Source organism: Pseudomonas sp. RW409, from assembly GCF_003184125.1.
GTDB lineage: Bacteria > Pseudomonadota > Gammaproteobacteria > Pseudomonadales > Pseudomonadaceae > Aquipseudomonas > Aquipseudomonas chlororaphis_I.
On the sequence record NZ_QHHP01000042.1, the window covers coordinates 793,089 to 814,600 of the forward strand.

Sequence of the window (21,512 nt, forward strand, 5' to 3'; positions counted from 1 at the left end):
GGGTGTGTTACGTGCATCAGATGTGGCGCCGAGCCCGGAGCCGGTTGTGGATGAAGCGTTGCCTGATGACGGCTGGTACGAACGCTTGCTGGACGGCATCAGCCAGCGTTGGTCCGGGCTGCTGGCGCAGATCGGCGCGCCGACCCTGTGGCTGGGTGGCTGGGCCTTGCTGGTGCTGTTGGTCATCGAGCAGGCGTGGAACCTGAGCCTGTCCGCCGCGGCCCTGGGCCTGGCGGGCAATGTCGGCGCGGTGCTGGCGCTGTTGCTGGCCTTCGGCTTGCTGGTGTTCGAGCGCCAGCTGAGCCAGGAACACCCCGGCGAATGGCCGGAAGCCGAGGCGCTGGCACAGTTGGCGCGAGTGGCGATCATCAGCCTGGTACTGGCCGCGCTGTGCCTGTTGTTCAGCAGCGACACGGCGCTCTGGCCGGTGCGCCTGGGCGTGTTGATCGGGGTATTGCCGGCGCTGGTGGCCCTGGAGTTCCTGCTGCGCGCGGTGCTGTCGTTGTTCAGCCCGCGGCGCGCGCAACTGGAACCGCGCATGTTGGCCCACAGCGTGATTGCCGATTTGTTGCGCTGGCCGCCGCAGCCTTTGCTGGCCTTGCAGCACGAATTGCACAACCGCTTCGGCATCGATCTGCGGCAGATCTGGGCCTTCACTTATATGCGCCGGGCGTTCCTGCCGGTACTGCTGGTGGTGCTCGGGGTGGGCTGGCTGCTCACCGGCCTGCATGAAGTGCCGTTGCAGGGGCGAGGTATCTACGAACGTTTCGGCAAGCCGGTGGCGGTCTTTGGCCCGGGTTTGCACGCGGGTCTGCCCTGGCCGCTGGGGCGGGTGCTGAGTGTCGAGAACGGCGTGGTGCATGAACTGGCCACCAGCGTCGGCGAGGCGCCTACCGTAGTCGAACCGGCATCCGCCGAAGGGCCGCCGCCACTGGTGGCCAACCGCTTGTGGGACGCCAGCCACGTGAACGACAAGTCCCAGGTGATCGCCAGCGGCAGTGCCGACAAACAGAGCTTCCAGATCGTCAACATGGATGTGCGCTTCGTCTATCGCATCGGCCTGAGCGATCAGGCGGCGCTGGCGGCGACCTACAACAGCGCCGACATTCCGATGCTGATCCGCAGCACCGCCAGCCGCATCCTGGTCCACGACTTTGCCTCGCGCACCCTCGATGGCCTGTTGGGCGAAGACCGTACCAACCTGGCCGAGGATATCGGCCGCGCGGTGCAGGCTGACCTGGAGAAGCTCGACAGCGGGGTGGAGATTCTCGCCACCGTGGTCGAGGCCATTCACCCGCCGGCGGGCGCCGCCAATGCCTATCACGGTGTCCAGGCCGCGCAGATCGGCGCCCAGGCGCTGATTTCCCGCGAGCGCGGCGCGGCCAGCGAACAGACCAACCAGGCGCAGTTGCAGGCCAGCATTGCCCGCGACCAGGCCCAGGCCTCGGCCCATGAAGTGCAGGCCACGGCGCAAGCGGCCGACCTGCGTTTCTCCGCCGAGCAAAAGGCCTATGCCAGCGCCGGCCAGGCATTCGTGCTGGAGCAGTATTTGAGCCAGCTGAGCCAGGGCCTGCGCAACGCCAAGTTGCTGGTACTCGATCATCGCCTGGGCGGCGCCAACGCACCGACCCTCGACCTGCGTACATTCACTTTGCCAACCGAGCCTTCGGTGCCGGGTAACACCGCTCAGCCAGGAGCCGTCCATTGAGCCAGTCCCATTCCCACGATCATCAGGATCACGCCGGCCACGATCACGGCCACGGTGGTCATCACCACCACGGGCACCATCACCACCACGGCGCGCCGGAAGAGGCGGGGCCCTTTCCCTGGCGGCGCATGGCCTGGGCGCTGTTGCTGGTGCTGTTCGCCGTCGCTGCGGCGAGCCTGGTGCAAGTGCGTTCCGGCGAAGCCACGGTGATCACCCGTTTTGGCAACCCGGCGCGGGTGCTGCTGGAGCCGGGCCTCGGCTGGCGCTGGCCGGCACCGTTCGAGGCGGCGATCCCAGTGGACCTGCGCCTGCGCACCACGTCCAGCGGTTTGCAGGATGTCGGCACCCGCGACGGTCTGCGCATCATCGTCCAGGCCTATGTGGCGTGGCAGGTGCAGGGCGACCCGGACAACGTGAAGCGCTTTATGCGCGCGGTGCAGAACCAGCCGGACGAAGCGGCGCGGCAGATCCGTACCTTTGTCGGCTCGGCCCTGGAAACCACCGCCAGCAGTTTCGACCTGGCCAATCTGGTGAACACCGATGCGAGCAAGGTGCGCATCGCCGACTTCGAAGCCCAGTTGCGCAAACAGATCGAACAGCAATTGCTGAGTACCTATGGCGTGCGCGTGCTGCAAGTCGGCGTGGAACGCCTGACCCTGCCCTCGGTGACCCTGACCGCCACCGTCGACCGTATGCGCGCCGAGCGTGAAACCATCGCCACCGAACGCACGGCCATCGGCAAGCGCGAAGCGGCGCAAATCCGTTCCGCCGCCGAGCGCGATGCGCGCATCGTCCAGGCCGACGCCACGGTGAAGGCCGCGGATATCGAAGCGCAATCCCGGGTGCAGGCGGCGGAGATTTATGGCCGCGCTTATGCCGGTTCGCCGCAGCTGTACAACCTGCTGCGTTCGCTGGACACCTTGGGCACGGTGGTGACCCCGGGCACCAAGCTGATTCTGCGCACCGATGCCGCACCGTTCCGGGTGCTGGTGGACGGGCCGCCGACCCTCGGCAATAAAGCCGCCGGGTCGCAACCATGAGTTTGGTTCCACGTGGAACACATGAACTTGGCAGCCCGTGGATTCAGGCCGGTCGCCTGGCGTTTCTCGCCCTGTATGCGGTGACCGTGCTGGCGGCACTGGCCTGGGCGTTTTCCAATGTGCGGCAGATCGATCCACAGAACCGTGCGGTGGTCCTGCATTTCGGCGCTCTGGATCGCATTCAGAACGCTGGATTGTTGCTGGCCTGGCCGCAACCGTTCGAACAGGTGGTGCTGTTGCCCGCCGCGGACCGGGTGATCGAGCGCCGGGTGGAAAGCCTGCTGCGTTCCGATGCGGCCCTAAAGGGTGACAAGGTGGCGAGTTTCGCCGTACCGCTGAGCGATGCCCTGGCCGGTTCCGGTTATCTGCTGACCGGCGACGCCGGGGTGGTGCAGCTGGATGTGCGGGTGTTCTACAAGGTCACCGAGCCCTATGCCTTCGTGTTGCAGGGCGAACATGTGTTGCCGGCGCTGGATCGGCTGGTGACCCGCAGTGCCCTGGCCCTGACCGCCGCCCGCGATCTCGACACGATATTGGTGGCGCGTCCGGAACTGATCGGGGCCGACAATCAGGCCGCCGAGCGTCGCGAACGGTTGCGTGGCGATCTGGTGCAAGGTATCAACCAACGGCTGGCGGATCTGGCGGCGACCGGGCAGGGGATCGGCATCGAGGTGACCCGGGTCGACGTCCAGTCCAGTCTGCCGGGGTCAGCGGTCAGCGCCTTCAACGCGGTGCTGACTGCCAGCCAGCAGGCCGACAAGGCGGTGGCCAACGCGCGCACCGAAGCCGAAAAACTCACGCAAACCGCCAACGAACAGGCCGACCGCACCTTGCAGGTGGCGCACGCCCAGGCCGGTGAACGCCTGGCCAAGGCCCAGGCCGACACCGCGACCATCCAGAGCCTGGCCCAGGCGCAACGCAATGGCACCGACCCGGAAATGCTCCTGCGCATCTACCGCGAACGCCTGCCGAAGATTCTCGGTCAGGCCGGCTCGGTGACCACGGTCAATCCCAAAGACGATTCCCGCCTGATCATTCAGGGAGCCCAACCATGACTGCTCACACCCATGCCGCCGCGCCGGCGAGCATGCTGACTTCCGCCGAACAACGCAGCGCCGCGCGCCAGCTGACCCTGGCCATGCTGGCCTTGGGGCTGCTCGGCCTGGGCCTGGTCTGGCGCTGGCTGGCCCCGGAACAGACCGGCGTCAGCCAGTTGCTGCTGGGTTTTGCCTCGTTGCTGGTGGCGCTGCCGGTGATGCGTTCGGCCTGGTACAGCCTGCGTTACCCGAGCCTGCACGGCATTACCGACCAGTTGATCGCCCTGGCCATGCTCGGCGCCTGGGCCACCGGCGACCTGCTGACCGCGGCGCTGTTGCCGATCATCATGATCTTCGGCCACGTGCTGGAAGAGCGCAGCGTCATCGGTTCCCAGGAAGCCATTCATGCCCTGGGCCGTTTGACCCGCAGCCATGCGCGGCTGGTGCAGGCCGACGGCAGCATTGGCGAGGTGGACAACGCCACGCTCAAGGCCGGCGATATCGTCGAGGTGCGCGCCGGCGACCGGGTGCCCGCCGACGGCCTGGTGCTGTCCGGGCAAGCCAGCCTTGACACTGCGCCGATCACCGGCGAGTCGGTGCCGTTGGAGGCCGATGTCGGTATGCAGGTGTTCGGCGGGGCGATCAATCTCGACGGCCTGTTGCGCCTGGAAGTGACCCGCACTGGCCACGAATCGACCCTGGGCAAGGTCATCGCGCTGATGCAAAGCGCCGAGCGCTCCAAGCCGCCGATCACCCGGTTGCTCGAACGTTACGCCGGCAGCTACATGGTGCTGGTGTTGCTGCTGGCAGCGGTGACCTGGTTCATCACCAACGATGCCCAGGCGATGCTCGCGGTGCTGGTGGCGGCCTGTCCCTGCGCCCTGGTGCTGTCCGCGCCGGCCACGGCGATTGCCGGGATCGCCGTGGCAGCGCGTCATGGCATCCTGATTCGCAGCTCGGCGTTCCTCGAGGAGCTGGCGGACCTGACCTCGCTGGTGGTGGACAAGACCGGCACCCTGACGTTTGGCACCTTGCGCCTGCAATCCATCGACAGCCCGCGGGAAGATCGCCAGGCCTTGTTGAACCTCGCGGCCAGCCTCGGTTCGGCCAGCAGCCACCCGGTCAGCCGCGCGCTGGCCGGGTTGGTGGCCCAGGAGCATTTCCTGGTGTTGTCGGATATTCACGAGCGCCAGGGCCTCGGCGTGGTGGCGCAGACCGAGCAGGGCGAAGCGGCCCTGGGGCGTCCCGAGTTGTTCAGTCAACTCGGCATCGCCACCACCGCGGTACCGGAACATGACGGACCGATTGCCGGGCTGGCGTTGAACGGCGAATTTCTCGCCTGGCTATTGCTGGCCGACAGCGTCAAGCCGGAGGCGCGTTTTGCCCTCGACGAACTGCGTGAACTGGGGCTGGGCCGCCAGCTGTTGCTGACCGGTGACCGCCAGAGTGTCGCCGACAGCCTGGCGCGGGATGTTGGCATCGGCGATGTCGAAGCCCAGGCGCTGCCGGAAGACAAACTCAAACGCGTGCTGGGGGAAATCGACAGCGGTTTCCGGCCGATGGTGGTGGGCGACGGGATCAACGATTCCCTGGCGCTCAAGGCTGGCGTGGTCGGCGTGGCCATGGGCGCAGGCGGAGCGGACATCGCCCTGGCCTCGGCCGATATCGTGCTGATCGGCAGCGACCTGCGGCGCCTCGGCACCTGTGTGCGCCTGAGCCGCCAGTGCCGCCAGACCCTGCAAGTCAATGTGATCATCGGCCTGGGCTGGACCCTGGCCATCGTCGCCTTCGCCGCGTTCGGCTGGCTCGGCGCGGCGGGGGCGATGATTGCGGCGGTGCTGCATAACCTCAGCACCTTGCTGGTGCTGGGCAACGCCGGGCGTTTGTTGCGTTTCCAGGAGCCGTTGCTCAAGTTGTAGAGGCGGAAAATGGCGGCGCTGAGGGAGCGCCGCTTGTGGCTGTTGCCCCTCGAGCCGCGACCGGCTGCTTCTATATATAGAGAGGAGGGCCAGGGTATGAAGCGCGGGCATGAGCGTCTGCAGCTAGACTTGAAACCAGGTCGAACTGTGGGCCCGCCTGGCGGTCATCTGTGAAGAGGGCCCAGCCCCCGGGACGGTCGGCTGGCTGTTCACCAGGGATTGTTGCAATGCCGGCACTGATGAATTTCAGCTATCAGATCGATAGCCTGCTATTTTTTCAGTATGGTCTAACCTCACTCAGACGTCTGAAACAAGGGGGATAATCCATGCTCGCGCAACTTCCACCGGCCTTACAGAATCTGCAACTACCGCTACGCCTGCGGCTCTGGGACGGCCATGAATTCAACCTGGGGCCGGCGCCCAGCGTCACCATTGTGGTCAAGGACCCGCAACTGGTCACCCAGCTCACCCATCCCACTCTCGACGCGCTGGGGGCGGCGTTCGTCGAGGGCAAACTTGAACTGGAAGGCTCGATCAGCGAAGTCATCCGGGTTTGCGATGAGCTGACCCAGGCGCTGCTGGACGGCGATGAACAAGTGCTGCCGGTACGCTCCCTGCACGACAAGGCCACCGACGCGGCCGCTATCTCTTACCACTACGACCTTTCCAACGAGTTCTACCAGCTGTGGCTCGACAGCGACATGGCCTATTCCTGTGCCTATTTCGAGACCGGCAGTGAAAGCCTGGAACAGGCCCAGCAAGCCAAATTCCGCCACCTGTGCCGCAAGTTGCGCTTGCAGCCCGGCGAGTACCTGCTGGACGTCGGTTGTGGCTGGGGCGGGCTGGCGCGTTACGCGGCGCGGGAATTCGGGGCCAAGGTATTCGGTATCACCCTGAGCAAGGAACAACTGGCACTGGCCAAGGAGCGGGTGATCGCCGAAGGCTTGCAGGACCAGGTGGAACTGCAACTGCTGGACTACCGCGACCTGCCCCAGGACGGCCGCTTCGACAAGGTGGTGAGTGTCGGCATGTTCGAGCACGTGGGCCACGCCAACCTGGCGCAGTACTGCAAGACGCTGTTCGGCGCGGTGCGCGAAGGCGGGCTGGTGATGAACCACGGGATCACCGCCAAGCACACCGATGGACGTCCTGTGGGCCGTGGGGCCGGCGACTTCATCGAGAAGTACGTGTTCCCCAACGGCGAGCTGCCGCACCTGGCGATGATCTCGGCCGAGATCAGCGAAGCGGGGCTGGAGATCGTCGACGTGGAAAGCCTGCGCCTGCATTACGCCCGCACCCTGGACCACTGGAGCGAGCGCCTGGAAGACAACCTGGAAGCCGCCTCCCGGCTGGTGCCGGAACAGGTCCTGCGCATCTGGCGCCTGTACCTGGCCGGCTGCGCCTATGCCTTCGCCCGCGGCTGGATCAACCTGCACCAGATTCTCGCGGTCAAGGCTCACGCCGATGGCAGTCATGAACTGCCCTGGACTCGCGACGACTTGTATTACTCGTGAGTTAAAGGATCGGTGAAATAAGCCGGGCTACCCGCATGCCAAGCTGTTGCAGGCGGTGGGTTTCCCGGCTTTCTTCTTTGGCGATTTCGCGCGAGCGTTCGAAGTCGAGGTTGAGCATCTGTTCCACCTCCCTGGCGAAGGCTTCGTCCACGGTCAGCAACATCACCTCGAAATTCAGACGGAACGAGCGGTTGTCCAGGTTGGCGCTGCCGATCGCGCTGATTTCGCTGTCGATCAGCACCACTTTCTGGTGCAGGAAACCCGGCTGATAACGGAACACCCGCACCCCGGCGCGTACCGCTTCGAAGGCGTACAGGCTGGACGCGGCGTAGACGATCCGATGGTCCGCGCGCGACGGCAGCAGGATCCGCACGTCCACCCCGCGCAGGACGGCCAGGCGCAGGGCGGAAAACACTGCTTCGTCGGGGACGAAATAGGGGCTGGTGATCCAGATCCGTTCGGTCGCCGCGTGGATGGCTTCGACGAAGAACAGCGAGCAGGTTTCGTAAGGGTCCGCCGGGCCGCTGGCCAGCACCTGGCACAGCACGCCGTCGTCGGGGTAAGTGTCGGGCAGGATCAGCGGCGGCAGTTGCCGCGAGGCCCAGAACCAGTCTTCGGCGAAGGATTCCTGCAGGCAGGCCACCACCGGGCCGCTGACCGAAACATGAGTGTCGCGCCAGGGCGCCAACGGCGGTTTTTTTCCCAGGTATTCGTCGCCCACGTTATGCCCGCCGACAAACCCCAGCAGGCCATCCACCACCACTATCTTGCGGTGGTTGCGGAAGTTGATCTGGAAGCGATTGAGCCAGCCGCTGCGGGTGGCGAAGGCATGTACCTGGATGCCGGCATCGCGCAGTGGCTGCACATAGGAATGGGGCAGGGAATGGCTGCCGATGCGGTCGTAGAGCAGGTGGATTGCCACGCCTTCGCTAGCCTTTTTCAACAGCAGCTTTTGCAGGCGTCGGCCAAGGTCGTCGTCGTGGATGATGAAGAACTGGATCAGCACTGCCGTGCGGGCGCGTTCGATGGCCTGGAAAATCGCGGCGAAGGTGGCATCGCCGTTGACCAGCAGTTGTACATGGTTGCTGGCCAGGCAGGGCATGCGTCCCAGCTTGGGCATGGCCCGCAGCGAGGTGTAGGCGGCCGAGGCGCGGGCACTCAGGGCCTCCTCGACCCAGGGGCGCCAGTTCAGCTCGTTGATCGCCTTGCGCATCTCCAGGTTGGCCTGGCGCCGGGCCTTGATATAGGCATCGAAGGTGCTGCGGCCGAATACCAGATAGGGAATCAGGGTCAGGTACGGCATGAACAGCAGCGACAGGGCCCAGGCGATGGAGCCTTGGGCGGTCCTGACGGTCAACACGGCGTGGATGGCGGCGATCAGGCCGAGAATGTGCAGGGTGGCAATCAGATAGCCAAAGATGTGCGGGCCAAAATAATCCATGGGGCAGCCTTGCTCCTGAAGATTCAATGCCTAGGGGCTGTACGTAAAGTGGCTGCGCGCTGGGCGCTGTCGACGCTACGCAGGCCTGGTGCGAAAACAGGCTCGACCTTCGCTCGCCAACTTTTCATGCAGACCTTAACAGACCATGTTCCACAGCGATTGTCGCTAATTAATTCGCCATGCAACGCCGCTGCATTTTTGGCGTCTAACGGGCCACTACTGTCTAGGAGTCATTCGATGAAGCTTCGTCTACTGGGTTTGGCCATGGCTGCCGTTGTCTCGCTTCCGCTGGCCGCGCAGGCCCAGATGCTGCAACCGGGCCTGTGGGAACTGACCACCAGCAACATGAAAGTCGATGACCAGAGCCTGCCGGATCTGTCGTTGATTCTCGGCCAGTTACAACAACAGCTGACCCCCGAGCAACGGGCACAGCTGGAGAAGCAGGGCGTGACCATGGGCGGCAAGGGCATCCGCGTGTGCCTGACGCCGGAGCAGGTGAAGTCCGACACCATTCCGCTGCAAGACCCGCAATCGGGCTGCCGCCAGGAGGTCACCGACCGTACTTCCAACCAATGGAAATTCCGCTTCAGCTGCCCGAAAGCCCAGGGCTCGGGCGTGGCGAAATTCCTCAGCGATCGCGAGTTCACCACCAACGTCATCGGCACCTTCAATGCCACCGGCTTCCAGCAGAAGGGCAGCATGGACACCCGCGCGGTATGGCTGGGGCAGGATTGCGGGACTGTTAAACCAAGGGCTTAAAAGCATCGCGGGCAAGTCGGATCTGCGGGCGTTCATACCTTTCATGAACGCCCGCAGTTCTGTAGGAGCGGAGCTTGCCCGCGATAGCGTCCGCCCAGGCGCTGTCGCTACAACGCCGAGCGCATCCGCTCGGCCACCTCGCTCACGGCCCACCGCCCCAGATCCTCGCCATGGCGGCTGCGCAAACTGACAAATCCCCCATCCTTTTCCTTGTCGCCCACCACCAGCAGGTACGGCACCTTTTGCAGGCTGTGTTCGCGGATCTTGTAGCTGATCTTCTCGTTGCGCAGGTCGGCGCCGATCCGCAAACCCTGGCGCTGCAGGGTGTCGGCCACCGAGCGGGCGTAGTCCGCCTGGCCTTCGCTGATGGTGATCACCACCGCCTGCCGTGGCGCCAGCCAGCACGGCAGGGCGCCGCTGTAATGCTCGATGAGGATGCCGATAAAACGTTCCAGGGAACCGAACAGCGCGCGATGCAGCATCACCGGGCGCTGGCGTTCGCCGTGCTCGTCGATGTAGCTGATATCGAAACGTTCCGGCAGGTTGAGGTCGACCTGCAGGGTGCCGCATTGCCAATCGCGGCCGATGGCATCGCGTAGCACGAACTCCAGTTTCGGGCCGTAGAACGCGCCCTCGCCGGGGTTGATCCGGTAGTCGATCGCCATGGTTTCCAGGGCGCCGGACAAGGCGCCTTCCAGTTGGTCCCACACTGCGTCGCTGCCAATGCGATGGGCCGGCCGGGTGGAGAGCTTGACCGCGACGTCGTGGAAGCCGAAGTCGCGATAGATGTCGAACACCAGGGCGATGGTGCTTGCGCATTCCGCCTGCATTTGCGCCGGGGTGCAGAAGATGTGCGCGTCGTCCTGGGTGAAGTGGCGCACCCGCAGCAACCCGTGCAACGCACCGGAGGGTTCGTAGCGATGCACCTTGCCGAACTCGGCGATGCGCAGCGGCAGGTCGCGGTAGCTTTTCAGGCCACGGCTGAAGATCGACACCGCGCCGGGGCAGTTCATCGGCTTGAGGGCGAACACCCGCTGGTCCTCGGTGGTGGTGCTGAACATGTGGTCGCGATAGTTCTGCCAGTGCCCGGAGGTTTCCCAGAGGCTGCGGTCCATCACGTCCGGGGTATTCACTTCCTGATAACCGGCCTGATCCTGGCGCTGGCGCATGTAGCCGATCAGTTGCTGGAACAGGGTCCAGCCCTTGGCGTGCCAGAACACCGAGCCCGGCGCGCAGTCGTCGAAATGGAACAGGTCCAGTTGCTGCCCAAGCTTGCGGTGGTCGCGCTTGCCGGCTTCTTCCAGGCGGGTCAGGTAATCCTTGAGGTCTTTCGGCGTGGCCCAGCAAGTGCCGTAGATCCGTTGCAGCGGCGCGTTCTTGGCATCGCCGCGCCAGTAGGCGCCGGCGACCTTGGTCAGCTTGAACGCCTGCAAGATTCCAGTGAACGGCACGTGTGGGCCCCGGCACAGGTCTTCGAAATCGCCCTGGCGGTACAGCGACAGGACCTGGTCTTGCGGGATGTCGCGGATCAGTTCGGCCTTGTAGTGCTCGCCGAGGTTGCCGAAGTATTCCAGGGCGTCGTCACGGGACAGCTCGCGTCGGCGCACCGCATGGTTGGTCGCGGCCAGCCGGGTCATGCGCGCTTCGATGCGCTCCAGGTCGTCGGGGGTGAAGGGCCGTTCGTAGGCAAAGTCGTAAAAGAAGCCGTCCTCGATCACCGGGCCGATGGTGACCTGGGCCGAGGGGTACAACTCCTTCACCGCCATGGCCAGCAGATGCGCGCAGGAGTGGCGCAGGATCTCCAGGCCTTCGGGCTCGCGGGCGGTGACGATGCTGACCCGGGCATCGCCCTCGAGCACAAAGGAACAATCCACCAGTTGATCGTTCACCCGGCCGGCGACGGCCGCCCTGGCCAGGCCGAGGCCGATGCTCGCGGCCACCTCGTACACGGAAAGCGGCTGGTCGTACTCGCGTTGCGAGCCGTCGGGCAGGGTGATGTGAATCATCGGGTGTTCCTTGGTGTTTCAGGGGGATTCGGGGAAAGGGCTCAGCGGGTAAAACGCAGCGGCAAACCCTGGCAGTTGTCGTACAGGCGCCCGGCGTGCCAGGCCAGTTGCCCCGACACCAGGGTGGTAGCAACGCTGTGCCGGAAATGCCGTTCGGCGAAGGGCGTCCAGCCGCATTGGGCGAGGATCGGCTGCTGGGCCACGGCGATGCCCTCGGGTTCGGGCCTGATCAGCACCAGGTCGGCCCAGTAACCCTCGCGCAGGTAGCCACGGTCGGGAATGGCGAACAGGTCGGCGACCCGGTGGCTGGTTTTCGCCACCAGGGTGGTGATGGGCAGCACGCCGTCGGCCACCAGTTCCAGCAGGGCGGGCAGGGCGTGTTGCACCAGCGGCAGCCCGGCAGGTGCCTGGCGGTAGGGCAGTTGTTTCTGCGCCCAGGTATGCGGCGCGTGATCGCTGCCGATCACATCCAGGCGGTTACCGAGCAGAGCCTGGCGCAGGGCGTCGCGATCGGCGCGGGTCTTGATCGCCGGGTTGCATTTGATCAGGTGCCCGAGGCGCGCGTAGTCACGGTCATCGAACAGCAGATGGTGCAGGCAGACTTCGGCGGTGATGCGCTTTTGCGCCAGCGGCTTGTCTTCGAACAGCGCAAGTTCGCGTGCGGTAGTCAGGTGCAAGACATGCAGGCGCGTGCCATGCCGCCTGGCCAGGTCCACGGCCAGCGACGAGGAGCGGTAGCAGGCTTCGGCATCGCGGATCAGGGAGTGGGCCACGGCGGGAATCGCTTCGCCGAAACGCTCCTGCATGCGCCGCTCGTTGGCCTGGATGCTGGGCGTGTGTTCGCAGTGCGCCAGGAGAAGGGTCGGCACCTCGGCGAACAAGCGCTCCAGGACCTGCGGATCGTCCACCAGCATGTTGCCGGTGGAGGCGCCCATGAACACTTTGACCCCGGCCACCAGGCACGGGTCGAGGGCCGCGACTGTGTCGAGGTTGTCGCGGCTGACGCCGAAGTGAAAGCCAAAGTTCGCCACTGAATTGATGGCCGCGCGGCGTTTCTTGTCCTCCAGCGCGGCCAGGGTCAGGGTCGCGGGCTGGGTGTTGGGCATGTCCATGAAGCTGGTGATGCCACCCGCCACGGCCGCCCGCGACTCGCTGTAGAAGCTGCCTTTCTCCGGCGCGCCGGGATCGCGGAAATGCACCTGGTCGTCGATCATGCCCGGCACCAGCCACTGGCCCTGGGCATCGATCTCGGTGCGGGCATTCTCGCCTTCGATGCTGCTGGCGATCTTCACGATGCGCCCATGGTCCACCAGCAGGTCGGCGTCGAACTCACGTCCTTCATTGACCAGCCGGGCGTTGCGAATCAGCACGCTGCTCATGTTCAGAACTCGTTCTGCAGGGCTTTGTAACCGCGCACCAGATCGACGTTGGTGCGCGCCACGTCTTCGGAAAACTCCGAGGCGCTGACGCTGACCGGCGGGAACTGCGAGAGGTCGGTGTTGGGCCCGATGCGGGTGGTGGAGGGCACGTAGAAGCCTTGCGGCAGGTCGCGGCCATCGACCACCGAGTTGTGCCGCACCACGCTGCCGTTGCCGACCGCGCAGTTGAACAGCACGCTGTTGAAGCCGATGAATACCCGGTCGCCGACCGTGCACGGGCCATGGACGATCGAGCGGTGGGCGATGGAGGTGAACTCGCCGATGGTCACCGCCGCGCCGGATTTGGAGTGGATCACCACGCCGTCCTGGATGTTCGAATTGGCGCCGATGATGATCGGGTCCATGGCGCCATGTTCGTTGACTTCGTCGGCGCGGATCACCGCGTAGGGGCCGACGAAGACGTTCTCGCCGATCACCACCTTGCCGCAGATGATGGCGGTCTTGTCGACGTAGGCCGACTCGGCGATGACCGGCAGATCGCCGGAAGGGTTTTTGCGAATCATGCTGGGGTTTCCTGTAGCGGTGCGCTGATGACTTGCACCGCGCCGTCTCGAATGGCGTTGTAGAAACAGTTGGGGCGCCCGGTGTGGCAGGCCGGGCCTTGCTGATCCACCAGCAGCAGGACGGCGTCGCCGTCGCAGTCCAGGCGTGCCTCGAGCAGGCGCTGGCGATGCCCCGAGCTTTCACCCTTGCGCCACAGTTGTTGGCGCGAACGCGACCAGTAGCAGACCTGCCCGCTGGCCAGGGTCTCGGCCAACGCCCTGCGGTTCATCCAGGCCAGCATCAGCACCTCGCCGCTGTCGTGCTGCTGGGCGATGGCGGCGATCAGGCCGTCGGCATTCCATGGCAGGGCATCGAGCACGCTGGTGAGCGGCCAACGGCTGCCCAGGGGCGCGCTTTCCAGGTCGAGCATCGACAGTGGAGGGCGCTTGTTCATGGCTGGCTCAGGGCGTCGTACAGGGTGTTCAGGTTGTATTCGAACAACCCGGTGAACGTGCTGGCCGGCCCCTTGGCGGCGAGGGCGTCGGAGTACAGGGTGCCGCCGATCTGGGCGCCGCTTTCGTCGGCGATCTGCTTGAGCAGGCGTGCGTCCTTGATGTTCTCCATGAACACCGCCTTGACCTTGGCGTTGCGGATCTGGGTGATCAGCGCGGCGACTTCGGCGGCCGAGGGTTCGCGCTCGGTGGACAGGCCTTGCGGGGCCATGAAGTCGATGCCGTAGGCCTGCCCCAGGTAACCGAAGGCGTCGTGGGAGGTGACGATCTTGCGGTTGCCCGGCGGCAGCGCGCCGAACTTGGCCTTGGCTTCGGCCAACAGCGCGTAGATCCGTTTCAGGTAGGCCTGGCTGTTGCGTTCGTAGTCGGCCTTGTTCGCCGGGTCGGCGGCCACCAGCGCCTTGGTGATGTTGCTCACATAGAGTTCGGCGTTCGCCAGGTTGTGCCAGGCGTGAGGGTCGGGAATGGTCTCACCGTCCTCATCCAGCGAACGAGGGATCACCCCGCGACTGGCGGTGATCACCGGAGCCCGGGTGGCGGTACTGGCCACCAGGCGATCCAGCCAGGGCTCGAAACCCAGGCCGTTCTTGATGATCAGCCGGGCCTTGAGCAGGGCCTTGGCATCGTCCGGCGTTGGTTCGTAGGTGTGGGCGTCGGCGTCCGGGCCGACCATGTCGGTGATCTGGATGTGCTCGCCGCCGACCTGTCGGGTGATGTCGGCGAGGATGCTGAAGCTGGTGACCACAGCGAGTTTGTCCGCGGCCTGGGCGGGTGACAGCGACAACGGCAGCAACAGACTGAAGAGCACGAGTAGAGCGCGCATTGGGGAACACCTCATGGGGATGTGAGCAAAGGCGGGCGGCGCAGCAGACCGTGCACCGGACCGAACACCACGGACAGCAGGTACAGGCCGCCAGCCACCAGGACGATGGCCGGGCCGCTGGGCAGCGAGTAGTGGAACGACAGCAACAGACCGAGCCATACCGAGAGGCAGCCGAGCAGCGCGGCGATGCCGATCAGCACCGGCAGGCGGCGACTCCAGAAGCGTGAGGCGGCGGCCGGCAGCATCATCAGGCCGACCACCATCAAGGCGCCGATGGCCTGGAAACCGATCACCAGGTTCAGCACCACCAGGGTCAGGAACAGGCCGTGGGCGAGGGGGCCGAGGCGGCTGACGCTGTTGAGGAACAGCGGGTCGAGGGTGTCCAGCAGCAACGCTTTGTAGATCAGCGCCATGGCCACCAGGCTGAACCCGGAGACCCAGAGCATGCCGTCGAGGGTCGGCCCATCCACCGCCAGGGCCGAGCCGAACAGCAGGTGCAGCAGGTCCAGGCGCTTGCCGGCGAGGCCGAGAATCAGCACGCCGCTGGCCAGGGAAATCGGGTAGATCGCGGCCAGGCTGGCGTCTTCGCGCAAACCGGTGCGCCGGGTAATCCAGGCGGCCAGCCCGGCCATGCCCAGGCCGGCACCGAGGCCGCCGAAGGTCAGCGCTGGCAGGCTCAACCCGGCGAACCAGAAGCCCAGCGCAGCGCCGGGGAGGATGCCATGGGCCACGGCGTCGCCGATCAGGCTCATGCGCCGCAGGATCAGAAACACCCCCAGCGGCGCGGTGCTGCACGCCAGCACCAGGCCGCCGAGCAACGCCCGGCGCATGAACACGAATTCGTGGAAGGGTTGCCAGAGCTGGGCAGCGGCGAGCATCAGGCCACCTGCATCCGCAGGGGCTGGACGATCAGTTCCTCGCTGCCGCCGAACAGGCAACCGCTGGCTTTGATCACCAGGGTCTGGGGGATGTGTTGGCGCACGGCGGCGAGGTCATGGCAGACCACGATTTGCGTGCGGCCTTGCTGCTGCCAGCTGTGGATGTGTTTCCACAACAGGGCCTGGCCCAGTTCGTCCAGGGCGGCGTGGGGTTCGTCCAGCAGCAACAGCGGGGCATCGGCGAGGCTCAGGCGGGCGAGCAGGGCGCGTTGCAATTCGCCACCGGACAGGGCCATCAGCGGGCGTTGTTCCAGGCCGCTCAGGCACCAGTCTTCGAGCACCCGCTGCAGGCGTTCGGCACGTTGTTGCGAGCTTTGCCGATCGCCCCAGAAGCCGGCGGCTACCAGCTCTTGCAGAGTGATGGGGAACTGCCGGTCGAGGTATTGCTGCTGCGGCAGAAAGGACAGGCCGCCACGGCGGGGAACCTGCAACCTGACTTTCCCGGCCAAGGGTTTTTGCAGGCCGGCGATGACCTTCAGCAGGCTGCTTTTGCCCGAGCCGTTGGCACCGATGATGGCGGTCAGGCTGCCGGGTTTCAGCTCGAGGTCGAGCGCTGGCGTCAGCGGTTGGCCGGGCGCGCCCCAACGCAGCGATTGCAGGTCGATCATGCGGCCTCCCAGTTCCAGCGGCTTTCCGCTACGGCGTCGTGGGCGTGCAGGCTTTCGGCGTGAACCACGCGCACCTGGAAGGCGCGGATGCCGGGCGAGCGTTGCAAGGCGAGGTTCAGGCGGCGCGCGGCGTCTTCGCAGAACATCAGGTTCTGCCCGTTGGCCAGGGCGAAGGCTTGTTCGTCGGCGCGTTTCACCGCGGTTTGCACGGCGGTACCGAGGGCGGCTTCGGCGTCGTTGATCGCTGCCATCAGCGGCAACTCATCGAGAAAGTCGTCCAGGCGCAGCTGCAATTGCGCACTGCTGCGCTGACTGTGGGGCGTGGCGACTATGCCTTTCGAAGAACCGAGCCAGGCCAGGATGTCTTCGTGTTGCAACTGCCGGTTGGCGAAGTCATCGATGAATTGCTGCTGAATCAGCTGCCTGGAAAGCGCGGCGGAACAAGGGCAGGTGGAGGAATAAGGCACCTCGATTTTTAGTTCCACGTGGAACATTGCGTTTTTCAGATACGCTTCGATGCTCACCGGATAGGTTTTCCAGCCGGCCAACGGACTGATCAAGGCCGGGCGTTTCAGCAGCAGATCGGCATGAATTCGCAGGTAGGCGCTGCTGGACAGACCGTCGTGGCTGTCGAGAAAACGTTGCAGTACCTGGCGCATCAGGCCCGGGGTGAGGTTTTCCTGTTCGAGCATTTCCAGCGCCAGATACAGGCGCGACATATGAATGCCGCGTGCTTCGCCATCGTCGAGGCTGACGCCGGCATCCGCTTTTGCGCCAATCCGCTGGCCATCAAACAACACAGGTAAGGCAATGCCACACATGCCCACCCACTCAAGGGGCAGGGCCTGGCGTGCGGCCTGCGCGGCGATATCCGGCAGAGTCAGCGCATTCATGAGCAGGTCCATCGTTGGAAACAATTCGCCATGTTATATTATAACAATGCGGTCGATGAAACCTTTTTCCTGAACGTTTTTTCACCAAGCCTTATCGAGCCTGGATGCTCCTCAATCTGCGGTGTAAGTCATGCACAGACGTCAGTTGCTCAACCTGCTGTTGGCCAGCGCGGCCTTGGTTCTGCCTTTGGGGGTGTCCGCCACCCAGATCCGCAACCTGCGGTTATGGAATTCGGCCGACAAGCTGCGCCTGGTGCTCGATCTGAGTGGGCCGGTGCAGTACAAGACCTTCACGCTCAGCGCGCCGGAACGCCTGATCATCGACCTCAGCGGCGCGCAGCTCAGCGGGGATTTCAGCCAGCTGGCCCTGGCCAACACGCCGATTCGCTCGATCCGTTCCGGGCACTTTGGCCAGGGCGATACGCGGATCGTTCTCGACCTGGCCGAACCGCTGCGGCTCGACAGCTTTTTGCTGCCGCCCCAGGACGGCCAGGGTCACCGTCTGGTGCTCGACCTGAGCAACGCCAGCCATGTTCCACAGCAGATCGCAGCGGTCGCCGCCCCGGCTTTGTTGCGTGAAACACCGACGGACCGGGCGCATCCCAAGCGCGACATCATCGTCGTGGTCGACCCGGGCCATGGCGGCAAGGACCCGGGGGCGGTCGGCGCCCGGGGCGAACGGGAGAAGGATGTGGTGCTGTCGATCGCCCAACTGCTGGCCAAGCGGCTGAAGCGGGAGAAGGGTTTCGATGTGAAGCTGGTGCGCAACGACGATTTCTTCGTGCCGCTGCGCAAGCGGGTGGAGATCGCCCGCAAGCACAAGGCCGACATGTTTATCTCGGTGCACGCCGATGCGGCGCCGCGCCTGACGGCGTCCGGGGCTTCGGTGTATGCATTGTCTGAAGGTGGCGCGACCTCGGCCACCGCGCGTTTCATGGCGCAGCGGGAGAACGGCGCCGACCTGCTGGGCGCCACCAGCCTGCTCAATCTGAAAGACAAGGATCCGATGCTCGCCGGGGTGATTCTCGACATGTCGATGAACGCGACCATCGCCGCCAGCCTGCAGTTGGGCAGCACCGTGCTGGGCAGCCTGGCGGGCATCACCACCCTGCATCAGAAGCGCGTGGAACAGGCCGGTTTCGCGGTGCTCAAGTCCCCCGACGTGCCTTCGATCCTGGTGGAGACCGGCTTCATCTCCAACAGCCGCGACAGCCAGCGCCTGGTGACCGCGCGGCACCAGCAGGCGATTGCCGACGGGTTGTTCGCGGGCTTGCAGAGCTACTTCCAGAAGAACCCGCCGGTGAACAGCTATATGGCCTGGTTGCAGGAGCAGAAAAAAGCCCAGGTTTGACACCGCCCAGGCTTCTGTAGGAGCACAGCTCGCGTGCGATGAAGACGCTGCGGTGTATCCGCTATACCGCGTAAGCGTTCATCGCGGGCAAGTCGGATCGCCGCCCGCTCGCTCCTACAAAATACTCTGCTTAGCAGCCAGTGATCCGGCTGCAAGTGAACTTGCCGCTGCTACCGCCGGAGCTGGAAAAACGGTTGCGGGTGGTCCAGCCGACGCGCTGGCTGTAGCCGACCCAGGCTTCGCCATCGGAGGCCAGGCCGGTAAAGAAAGTCAGTTGACCGTAGCGGCTATTGGTCTGCGCCCAATAACGTTTGCCGGCCACTTCGAAGCCTCGCAGATAGGTAGTGCTGCCCGCGGCCGCGACGCTGTAGGCGTTGCCTTCGGCATCCACGCAGGCCAGCAGATTGGCGCTGCGGGTGCAGGTGGCCAGGGCGCTGGGTACTTGCGCGTTGGCGGCATTCGCGACCAGCAGGGACAGGCTCAGCAGCGTGTATTTCAGGGCATTGCGCATCGGCGTTCTCGGCAAGGGACGCTCAAGCATCCCGCCCTTCGTCGTGGGCGGCAAGAGAGGGTTGGCTTATTTGTATTGTTATACTATAACATTAAATAAAGCCTGATCCGTGACCCACCATGACTGAACGCCCGATGACCGAAGCGCAACTTCTCGCCCAACCCGAGGCGGACTACATGAACGACGTCCAGCAGGCCTATTTCCGTGAGCTGCTGCTGGCGCAGCGCGTCGAGCTGCAAGAGCGCATCGACGGTGAGTTCGAGGTGCTGCGCGAGCAGGAGCCCCACAGCGACCCCGCCGATATCGGCAGCGCCGAAGAACAGCGTCAGTGGCAACTGCGCCTGCTGGAGCGGGAAAAGAAGCTGCTGGACAAGATCGACGAAGCCCTCGAACGCCTGGCCCGCGGCGAGTACGGCTGGTGCCGCGAAACCGGCGAGGCCATTGGCCTCAGGCGCCTGCTGCTGCGGCCCACCGCCACCCTGTGTATCGAAGCCAAAGAACGCCAAGAGCTGCGCGAACGCCATCAACGGGCGATCTGACCCAGCCACCCAGCCCCTGATGAGGACCCCCTGATGACCGACCGTCTCCCCGTTACCGTGCTGTCCGGCTTTCTCGGCGCCGGCAAAAGCACGCTGCTCAACTACGTCCTGCGCAACCGCGACCACCTGCGGGTGGCGGTGATCGTCAACGACATGAGCGAAATCAACATCGACGGCAGCGAAGTGCAGCGCGATGTCAGCCTCAACCGCGCCGAAGAAAAACTGGTCGAAATGAGCAACGGCTGCATCTGCTGCACCCTGCGCGAAGACCTGCTGGAAGAGGTCGGCAAGCTGGCCAGGGACGGGCGTTTCGACTACCTGCTGATCGAATCCACCGGCATCTCCGAGCCGCTGCCGGTGGCCGAGACCTTCACCTTTCGCGACGAGGCAGGGCAGAGCCTGGCCGACATCGCGCGGTTGGACACCATGGTCACCGTGGTCGACGGCATGAACTTCCTGCTCGATTACCAGGCCGCGGAAAGCCTGGCGTCCCGTGGCGAAACCCTGGGTGAGGAGGACGAGCGCTCGATCACCGACCTTTTGATCGAGCAGATCGAGTTCGCCGACGTGATCCTGATCAGCAAGATCGACCTGATCGGCAGCGATGAGCGCCAGGAGCTGATCGCCATCCTCGAACGCCTCAATTCCCAGGCGGAAATCATCCCCATGGTGATGGGCGAAGTACCGTTGGCGAAGATCCTCAACACCGGCCGTTTCGACTTCGAGCGGGCCGCCCAGGCTCCGGGCTGGTTGCAGGAACTGCGCGGCGAGCACGTGCCGGAAACCGAGGAGTACGGCATCGCCTCCAGCGCCTATCGGGCGCGGCGGCCGTTCCATCCGCAGCGCTTTTTCGACTTAATCAACCGCCCCTGGATCAACGGCAAGCTGTTGCGTTCCAAGGGCTTTTTCTGGCTCGCCAGCAAGCATCAGGAGGCGGGCAGCTGGTCCCAGGCTGGCGGTCTGATGCGCCATGGTTTCGCCGGACGCTGGTGGCGTTTCGTGCCCAAGCAACACTGGCCGCAGGACGCGGAAAGCACCGCGGCGATCATGCACAACTGGACCGCCGCCACCGGCGACTGCCGCCAGGAACTGGTGTTCATCGGCCAGAATATCGACTTCGCCCGGCTCACCGCCGAACTCGACGACTGCCTGCTGACTGATGACGAAATGGCCCTGGGCGTGGAGGGCTGGCGCCTGATGCGCGACCCGTTCGGCCCCTGGCATGAAGAGGCCGCCGCTTGATGCCTTACCTGTCCCTGAGCCCTGTGAGAGCGACCGGCCGACGTTCGATTGCCGGTGCGGAAGTCCTGCGGCCAATCCTGCAAAAGCCGACACGCCGTCAGGCCTCCGGCCCGGCGCCCATCGTCCTGGCCGAGGTGCTGGACGATGAGGTCAACCTGGCCCTGTGGCAGCGCCGGTTGCCGGCGCATATCGCCGATTTTGGTGCCTTGCTGCTGTCGCTGAACGAGCCTTTGGCCGAATCGCTGTCGCTGGAACTCGACACTGAGGACGCCGAGCCGAACCTGCGCGGCCTGGCCTCCGGCTTCAGCGATCTGCAGGGATACGACGGCTTTATCGCCGATGTCGCCTGGCTGGTCAGCGCCTTTGCCTGCTTGCTGGGCGCCAAGCGCGTCGGCCTGCGCCTGCGGGTGCTGGATAAGGCCATGTGTCCGCGTTTTCATGTCGACCATGTGCCAGTGCGGCTGATCACCACCTATGCCGGTGTTGGCAGCCAATGGCTGCGCGAGGGAGCGATGGACCGCCGGCAGCTAGGCCAGGCCGAGGCCGAACCCACGGATGCCGCGCTGATCCAGCAGATCGCCAGCGGCGAGGTGGCCCTGTTCAAGGGCGAGAAGTGGCTGGGCAACGAGGGCTTCGGCCTGATCCACCGCTCGCCGCAACCGGCCCCCGGCGAACGCCGGCTGATCCTCACCCTGGACTGGCTCGGCTGATCCTGTAGCCGCTGCCGCAGGCGGCGATCGGCAGCGCAG

Annotated in this window: 20 protein-coding genes; 10 read left to right on the plus strand and 10 right to left on the minus strand. The window is 65.0% G+C overall.

Translation table 11 applies throughout. The features are described from left to right. The 5 genes from hflK (DK261_RS30700) to cfaB all read left to right on the plus strand — a co-directional run. A partial coding sequence (hflK, locus tag DK261_RS30700; RefSeq protein ID WP_110177519.1) for a protease modulator HflK occupies positions 1 to 1,708 on the plus strand: 1,708 nt, incomplete at its 5' end. Then, the gene (gene hflC / locus DK261_RS30705; RefSeq protein WP_028683618.1) at positions 1,705 to 2,748 is read left to right on the plus strand and encodes a protease modulator HflC; all 1,044 of its coding nucleotides are present in this window, start codon (positions 1,705 to 1,707) and stop codon (positions 2,746 to 2,748) included. The genes hflK (DK261_RS30700) and hflC, both read left to right, overlap by 4 nt. After that, entirely contained in the window at positions 2,745 to 3,803 is a 1,059-nt protein-coding gene (gene hflK / locus DK261_RS30710; RefSeq protein ID WP_110177302.1) for a protease modulator HflK, read from the plus strand. The genes hflC and hflK (DK261_RS30710) overlap by 4 nt, the downstream gene beginning before the upstream one ends. Beyond that, positions 3,800 to 5,704 carry a cation-translocating P-type ATPase gene (locus DK261_RS30715; RefSeq protein WP_110177304.1) on the plus strand — a complete coding sequence of 635 codons (1,905 nt, stop codon included), beginning with the start codon at positions 3,800 to 3,802 and terminating at the stop codon, positions 5,702 to 5,704. The genes hflK (DK261_RS30710) and DK261_RS30715 overlap by 4 nt, the downstream gene beginning before the upstream one ends. Positions 5,705 to 6,030: 326 nt before the next feature. Next, entirely contained in the window at positions 6,031 to 7,218 is a 1,188-nt protein-coding gene (gene cfaB / locus DK261_RS30720) for a C17 cyclopropane fatty acid synthase CfaB (protein WP_016703983.1), read from the plus strand. A 1-nt stretch (position 7,219) separates the two neighbouring features. On the opposite strand, the gene cls is transcribed toward cfaB, so the two are convergent. After that, positions 7,220 to 8,659: a cardiolipin synthase gene (cls, locus tag DK261_RS30725; protein ID WP_016703984.1), complete on the minus strand. Its 1,440-nt coding sequence runs from the start codon at positions 8,657 to 8,659 to the stop codon at positions 7,220 to 7,222. Between the two features lie 237 nt (positions 8,660 to 8,896). Between cls and DK261_RS30730 the strand changes: the two genes are divergently transcribed. After that, entirely contained in the window at positions 8,897 to 9,418 is a 522-nt protein-coding gene (locus tag DK261_RS30730; protein ID WP_007927620.1) for a DUF3617 domain-containing protein, read from the plus strand. A gap of 107 nt (positions 9,419 to 9,525) precedes the next feature. Here DK261_RS30730 and thrS read toward each other — a convergent pair whose 3' ends face one another. Genes thrS through folE2 form a run of 8 tightly spaced genes read right to left on the minus strand, consistent with a single transcriptional unit; the run spans position 9,526 to position 17,120 of the window. Next, positions 9,526 to 11,424, minus strand: a complete 1,899-nt coding sequence (thrS, locus tag DK261_RS30735; RefSeq protein WP_110177306.1) for a threonine--tRNA ligase — start codon at positions 11,422 to 11,424, stop codon at positions 9,526 to 9,528. 41 nt (positions 11,425 to 11,465) lie between these two features. Beyond that, the gene (locus DK261_RS30740; protein WP_110177308.1) at positions 11,466 to 12,803 is read right to left on the minus strand and encodes a dihydroorotase; all 1,338 of its coding nucleotides are present in this window, start codon (positions 12,801 to 12,803) and stop codon (positions 11,466 to 11,468) included. A gap of 2 nt (positions 12,804 to 12,805) precedes the next feature. After that, the gene (locus DK261_RS30745) at positions 12,806 to 13,366 is read right to left on the minus strand and encodes a carbonate dehydratase (RefSeq protein WP_009051649.1); all 561 of its coding nucleotides are present in this window, start codon (positions 13,364 to 13,366) and stop codon (positions 12,806 to 12,808) included. Next, the gene (gene hisI / locus DK261_RS30750; protein WP_009051648.1) at positions 13,363 to 13,800 is read right to left on the minus strand and encodes a phosphoribosyl-AMP cyclohydrolase; all 438 of its coding nucleotides are present in this window, start codon (positions 13,798 to 13,800) and stop codon (positions 13,363 to 13,365) included. The genes DK261_RS30745 and hisI overlap by 4 nt, the downstream gene beginning before the upstream one ends. Further along, positions 13,797 to 14,681, minus strand: coding sequence for a metal ABC transporter substrate-binding protein (locus tag DK261_RS30755; protein ID WP_016703987.1), 885 nt, complete (start codon positions 14,679 to 14,681; stop codon positions 13,797 to 13,799). Before DK261_RS30755 ends, hisI begins: the two co-directional genes overlap by 4 nt. Before the next feature lie 11 nt (positions 14,682 to 14,692). After that, positions 14,693 to 15,559 carry a metal ABC transporter permease gene (locus DK261_RS30760; protein WP_009051646.1) on the minus strand — a complete coding sequence of 289 codons (867 nt, stop codon included), beginning with the start codon at positions 15,557 to 15,559 and terminating at the stop codon, positions 14,693 to 14,695. Beyond that, positions 15,559 to 16,227: a metal ABC transporter ATP-binding protein gene (locus tag DK261_RS30765; RefSeq protein WP_038635762.1), complete on the minus strand. Its 669-nt coding sequence runs from the start codon at positions 16,225 to 16,227 to the stop codon at positions 15,559 to 15,561. The genes DK261_RS30760 and DK261_RS30765 overlap by 1 nt, the downstream gene beginning before the upstream one ends. Next, a complete protein-coding gene (folE2, locus tag DK261_RS30770; protein ID WP_110177521.1) occupies positions 16,224 to 17,120 on the minus strand; it encodes a GTP cyclohydrolase FolE2 in 897 nt (298 codons plus the stop codon). Before folE2 ends, DK261_RS30765 begins: the two co-directional genes overlap by 4 nt. 130 nt (positions 17,121 to 17,250) lie before the next feature. Between folE2 and DK261_RS30775 the strand changes: the two genes are divergently transcribed. Then, positions 17,251 to 18,471 (plus strand): N-acetylmuramoyl-L-alanine amidase, encoded by a 1,221-nt coding sequence (locus DK261_RS30775; protein WP_110177310.1) that lies wholly within the window; start codon positions 17,251 to 17,253, stop codon positions 18,469 to 18,471. 130 nt (positions 18,472 to 18,601) lie between these two features. On the opposite strand, the gene DK261_RS30780 is transcribed toward DK261_RS30775, so the two are convergent. Then, positions 18,602 to 18,982 (minus strand): hypothetical protein, encoded by a 381-nt coding sequence (locus DK261_RS30780; RefSeq protein WP_016703991.1) that lies wholly within the window; start codon positions 18,980 to 18,982, stop codon positions 18,602 to 18,604. 134 nt (positions 18,983 to 19,116) lie between these two features. Here DK261_RS30780 and dksA point away from each other — a divergent pair, with 134 nt between their 5' ends. From dksA to DK261_RS30795, 3 genes are read left to right on the plus strand one after another with little or no spacing between them, the layout of a single operon-like run. Beyond that, the gene (gene dksA, locus DK261_RS30785) at positions 19,117 to 19,521 is read left to right on the plus strand and encodes an RNA polymerase-binding protein DksA (RefSeq protein ID WP_009051641.1); all 405 of its coding nucleotides are present in this window, start codon (positions 19,117 to 19,119) and stop codon (positions 19,519 to 19,521) included. A gap of 33 nt (positions 19,522 to 19,554) precedes the next feature. After that, on the plus strand, positions 19,555 to 20,763 hold the full coding sequence (zigA, locus tag DK261_RS30790) for a zinc metallochaperone GTPase ZigA (RefSeq protein ID WP_110177312.1): 1,209 nt from the start codon (positions 19,555 to 19,557) through the stop codon (positions 20,761 to 20,763). Then, a complete protein-coding gene (locus DK261_RS30795) occupies positions 20,763 to 21,473 on the plus strand; it encodes a DUF1826 domain-containing protein (protein ID WP_256597618.1) in 711 nt (236 codons plus the stop codon). The genes zigA and DK261_RS30795 overlap by 1 nt, the downstream gene beginning before the upstream one ends. Positions 21,474 to 21,512 lie beyond the last annotated feature (39 nt).

What these genes read in the sequence shown, in the direction of transcription:
- hflK (WP_110177302.1), top strand. Translation starts at nt 2,745, where the DNA reads ATGAGTTTGGTTCCACGTGGAACACATGAACTTGGCAGCCCGTGGATT.
- DK261_RS30715 (WP_110177304.1), top strand. Translation starts at nt 3,800, where the DNA reads ATGACTGCTCACACCCATGCCGCCGCGCCGGCGAGCATGCTGACTTCC.
- cfaB (WP_016703983.1), top strand. Translation starts at nt 6,031, where the DNA reads ATGCTCGCGCAACTTCCACCGGCCTTACAGAATCTGCAACTACCGCTA.
- cls (WP_016703984.1), bottom strand. Translation starts at nt 8,659, where the DNA reads ATGGATTATTTTGGCCCGCACATCTTTGGCTATCTGATTGCCACCCTG.
- DK261_RS30730 (WP_007927620.1), top strand. Translation starts at nt 8,897, where the DNA reads ATGAAGCTTCGTCTACTGGGTTTGGCCATGGCTGCCGTTGTCTCGCTT.
- thrS (WP_110177306.1), bottom strand. Translation starts at nt 11,424, where the DNA reads ATGATTCACATCACCCTGCCCGACGGCTCGCAACGCGAGTACGACCAG.
- DK261_RS30740 (WP_110177308.1), bottom strand. Translation starts at nt 12,803, where the DNA reads ATGAGCAGCGTGCTGATTCGCAACGCCCGGCTGGTCAATGAAGGACGT.
- DK261_RS30745 (WP_009051649.1), bottom strand. Translation starts at nt 13,366, where the DNA reads ATGATTCGCAAAAACCCTTCCGGCGATCTGCCGGTCATCGCCGAGTCG.
- hisI (WP_009051648.1), bottom strand. Translation starts at nt 13,800, where the DNA reads ATGAACAAGCGCCCTCCACTGTCGATGCTCGACCTGGAAAGCGCGCCC.
- DK261_RS30755 (WP_016703987.1), bottom strand. Translation starts at nt 14,681, where the DNA reads ATGCGCGCTCTACTCGTGCTCTTCAGTCTGTTGCTGCCGTTGTCGCTG.
- DK261_RS30760 (WP_009051646.1), bottom strand. Translation starts at nt 15,559, where the DNA reads ATGCTCGCCGCTGCCCAGCTCTGGCAACCCTTCCACGAATTCGTGTTC.
- DK261_RS30765 (WP_038635762.1), bottom strand. Translation starts at nt 16,227, where the DNA reads ATGATCGACCTGCAATCGCTGCGTTGGGGCGCGCCCGGCCAACCGCTG.
- folE2 (WP_110177521.1), bottom strand. Translation starts at nt 17,120, where the DNA reads ATGAATGCGCTGACTCTGCCGGATATCGCCGCGCAGGCCGCACGCCAG.
- DK261_RS30775 (WP_110177310.1), top strand. Translation starts at nt 17,251, where the DNA reads ATGCACAGACGTCAGTTGCTCAACCTGCTGTTGGCCAGCGCGGCCTTG.
- DK261_RS30780 (WP_016703991.1), bottom strand. Translation starts at nt 18,982, where the DNA reads ATGCGCAATGCCCTGAAATACACGCTGCTGAGCCTGTCCCTGCTGGTC.
- dksA (WP_009051641.1), top strand. Translation starts at nt 19,117, where the DNA reads ATGACCGAAGCGCAACTTCTCGCCCAACCCGAGGCGGACTACATGAAC.
- zigA (WP_110177312.1), top strand. Translation starts at nt 19,555, where the DNA reads ATGACCGACCGTCTCCCCGTTACCGTGCTGTCCGGCTTTCTCGGCGCC.
- DK261_RS30795 (WP_256597618.1), top strand. Translation starts at nt 20,763, where the DNA reads ATGCCTTACCTGTCCCTGAGCCCTGTGAGAGCGACCGGCCGACGTTCG.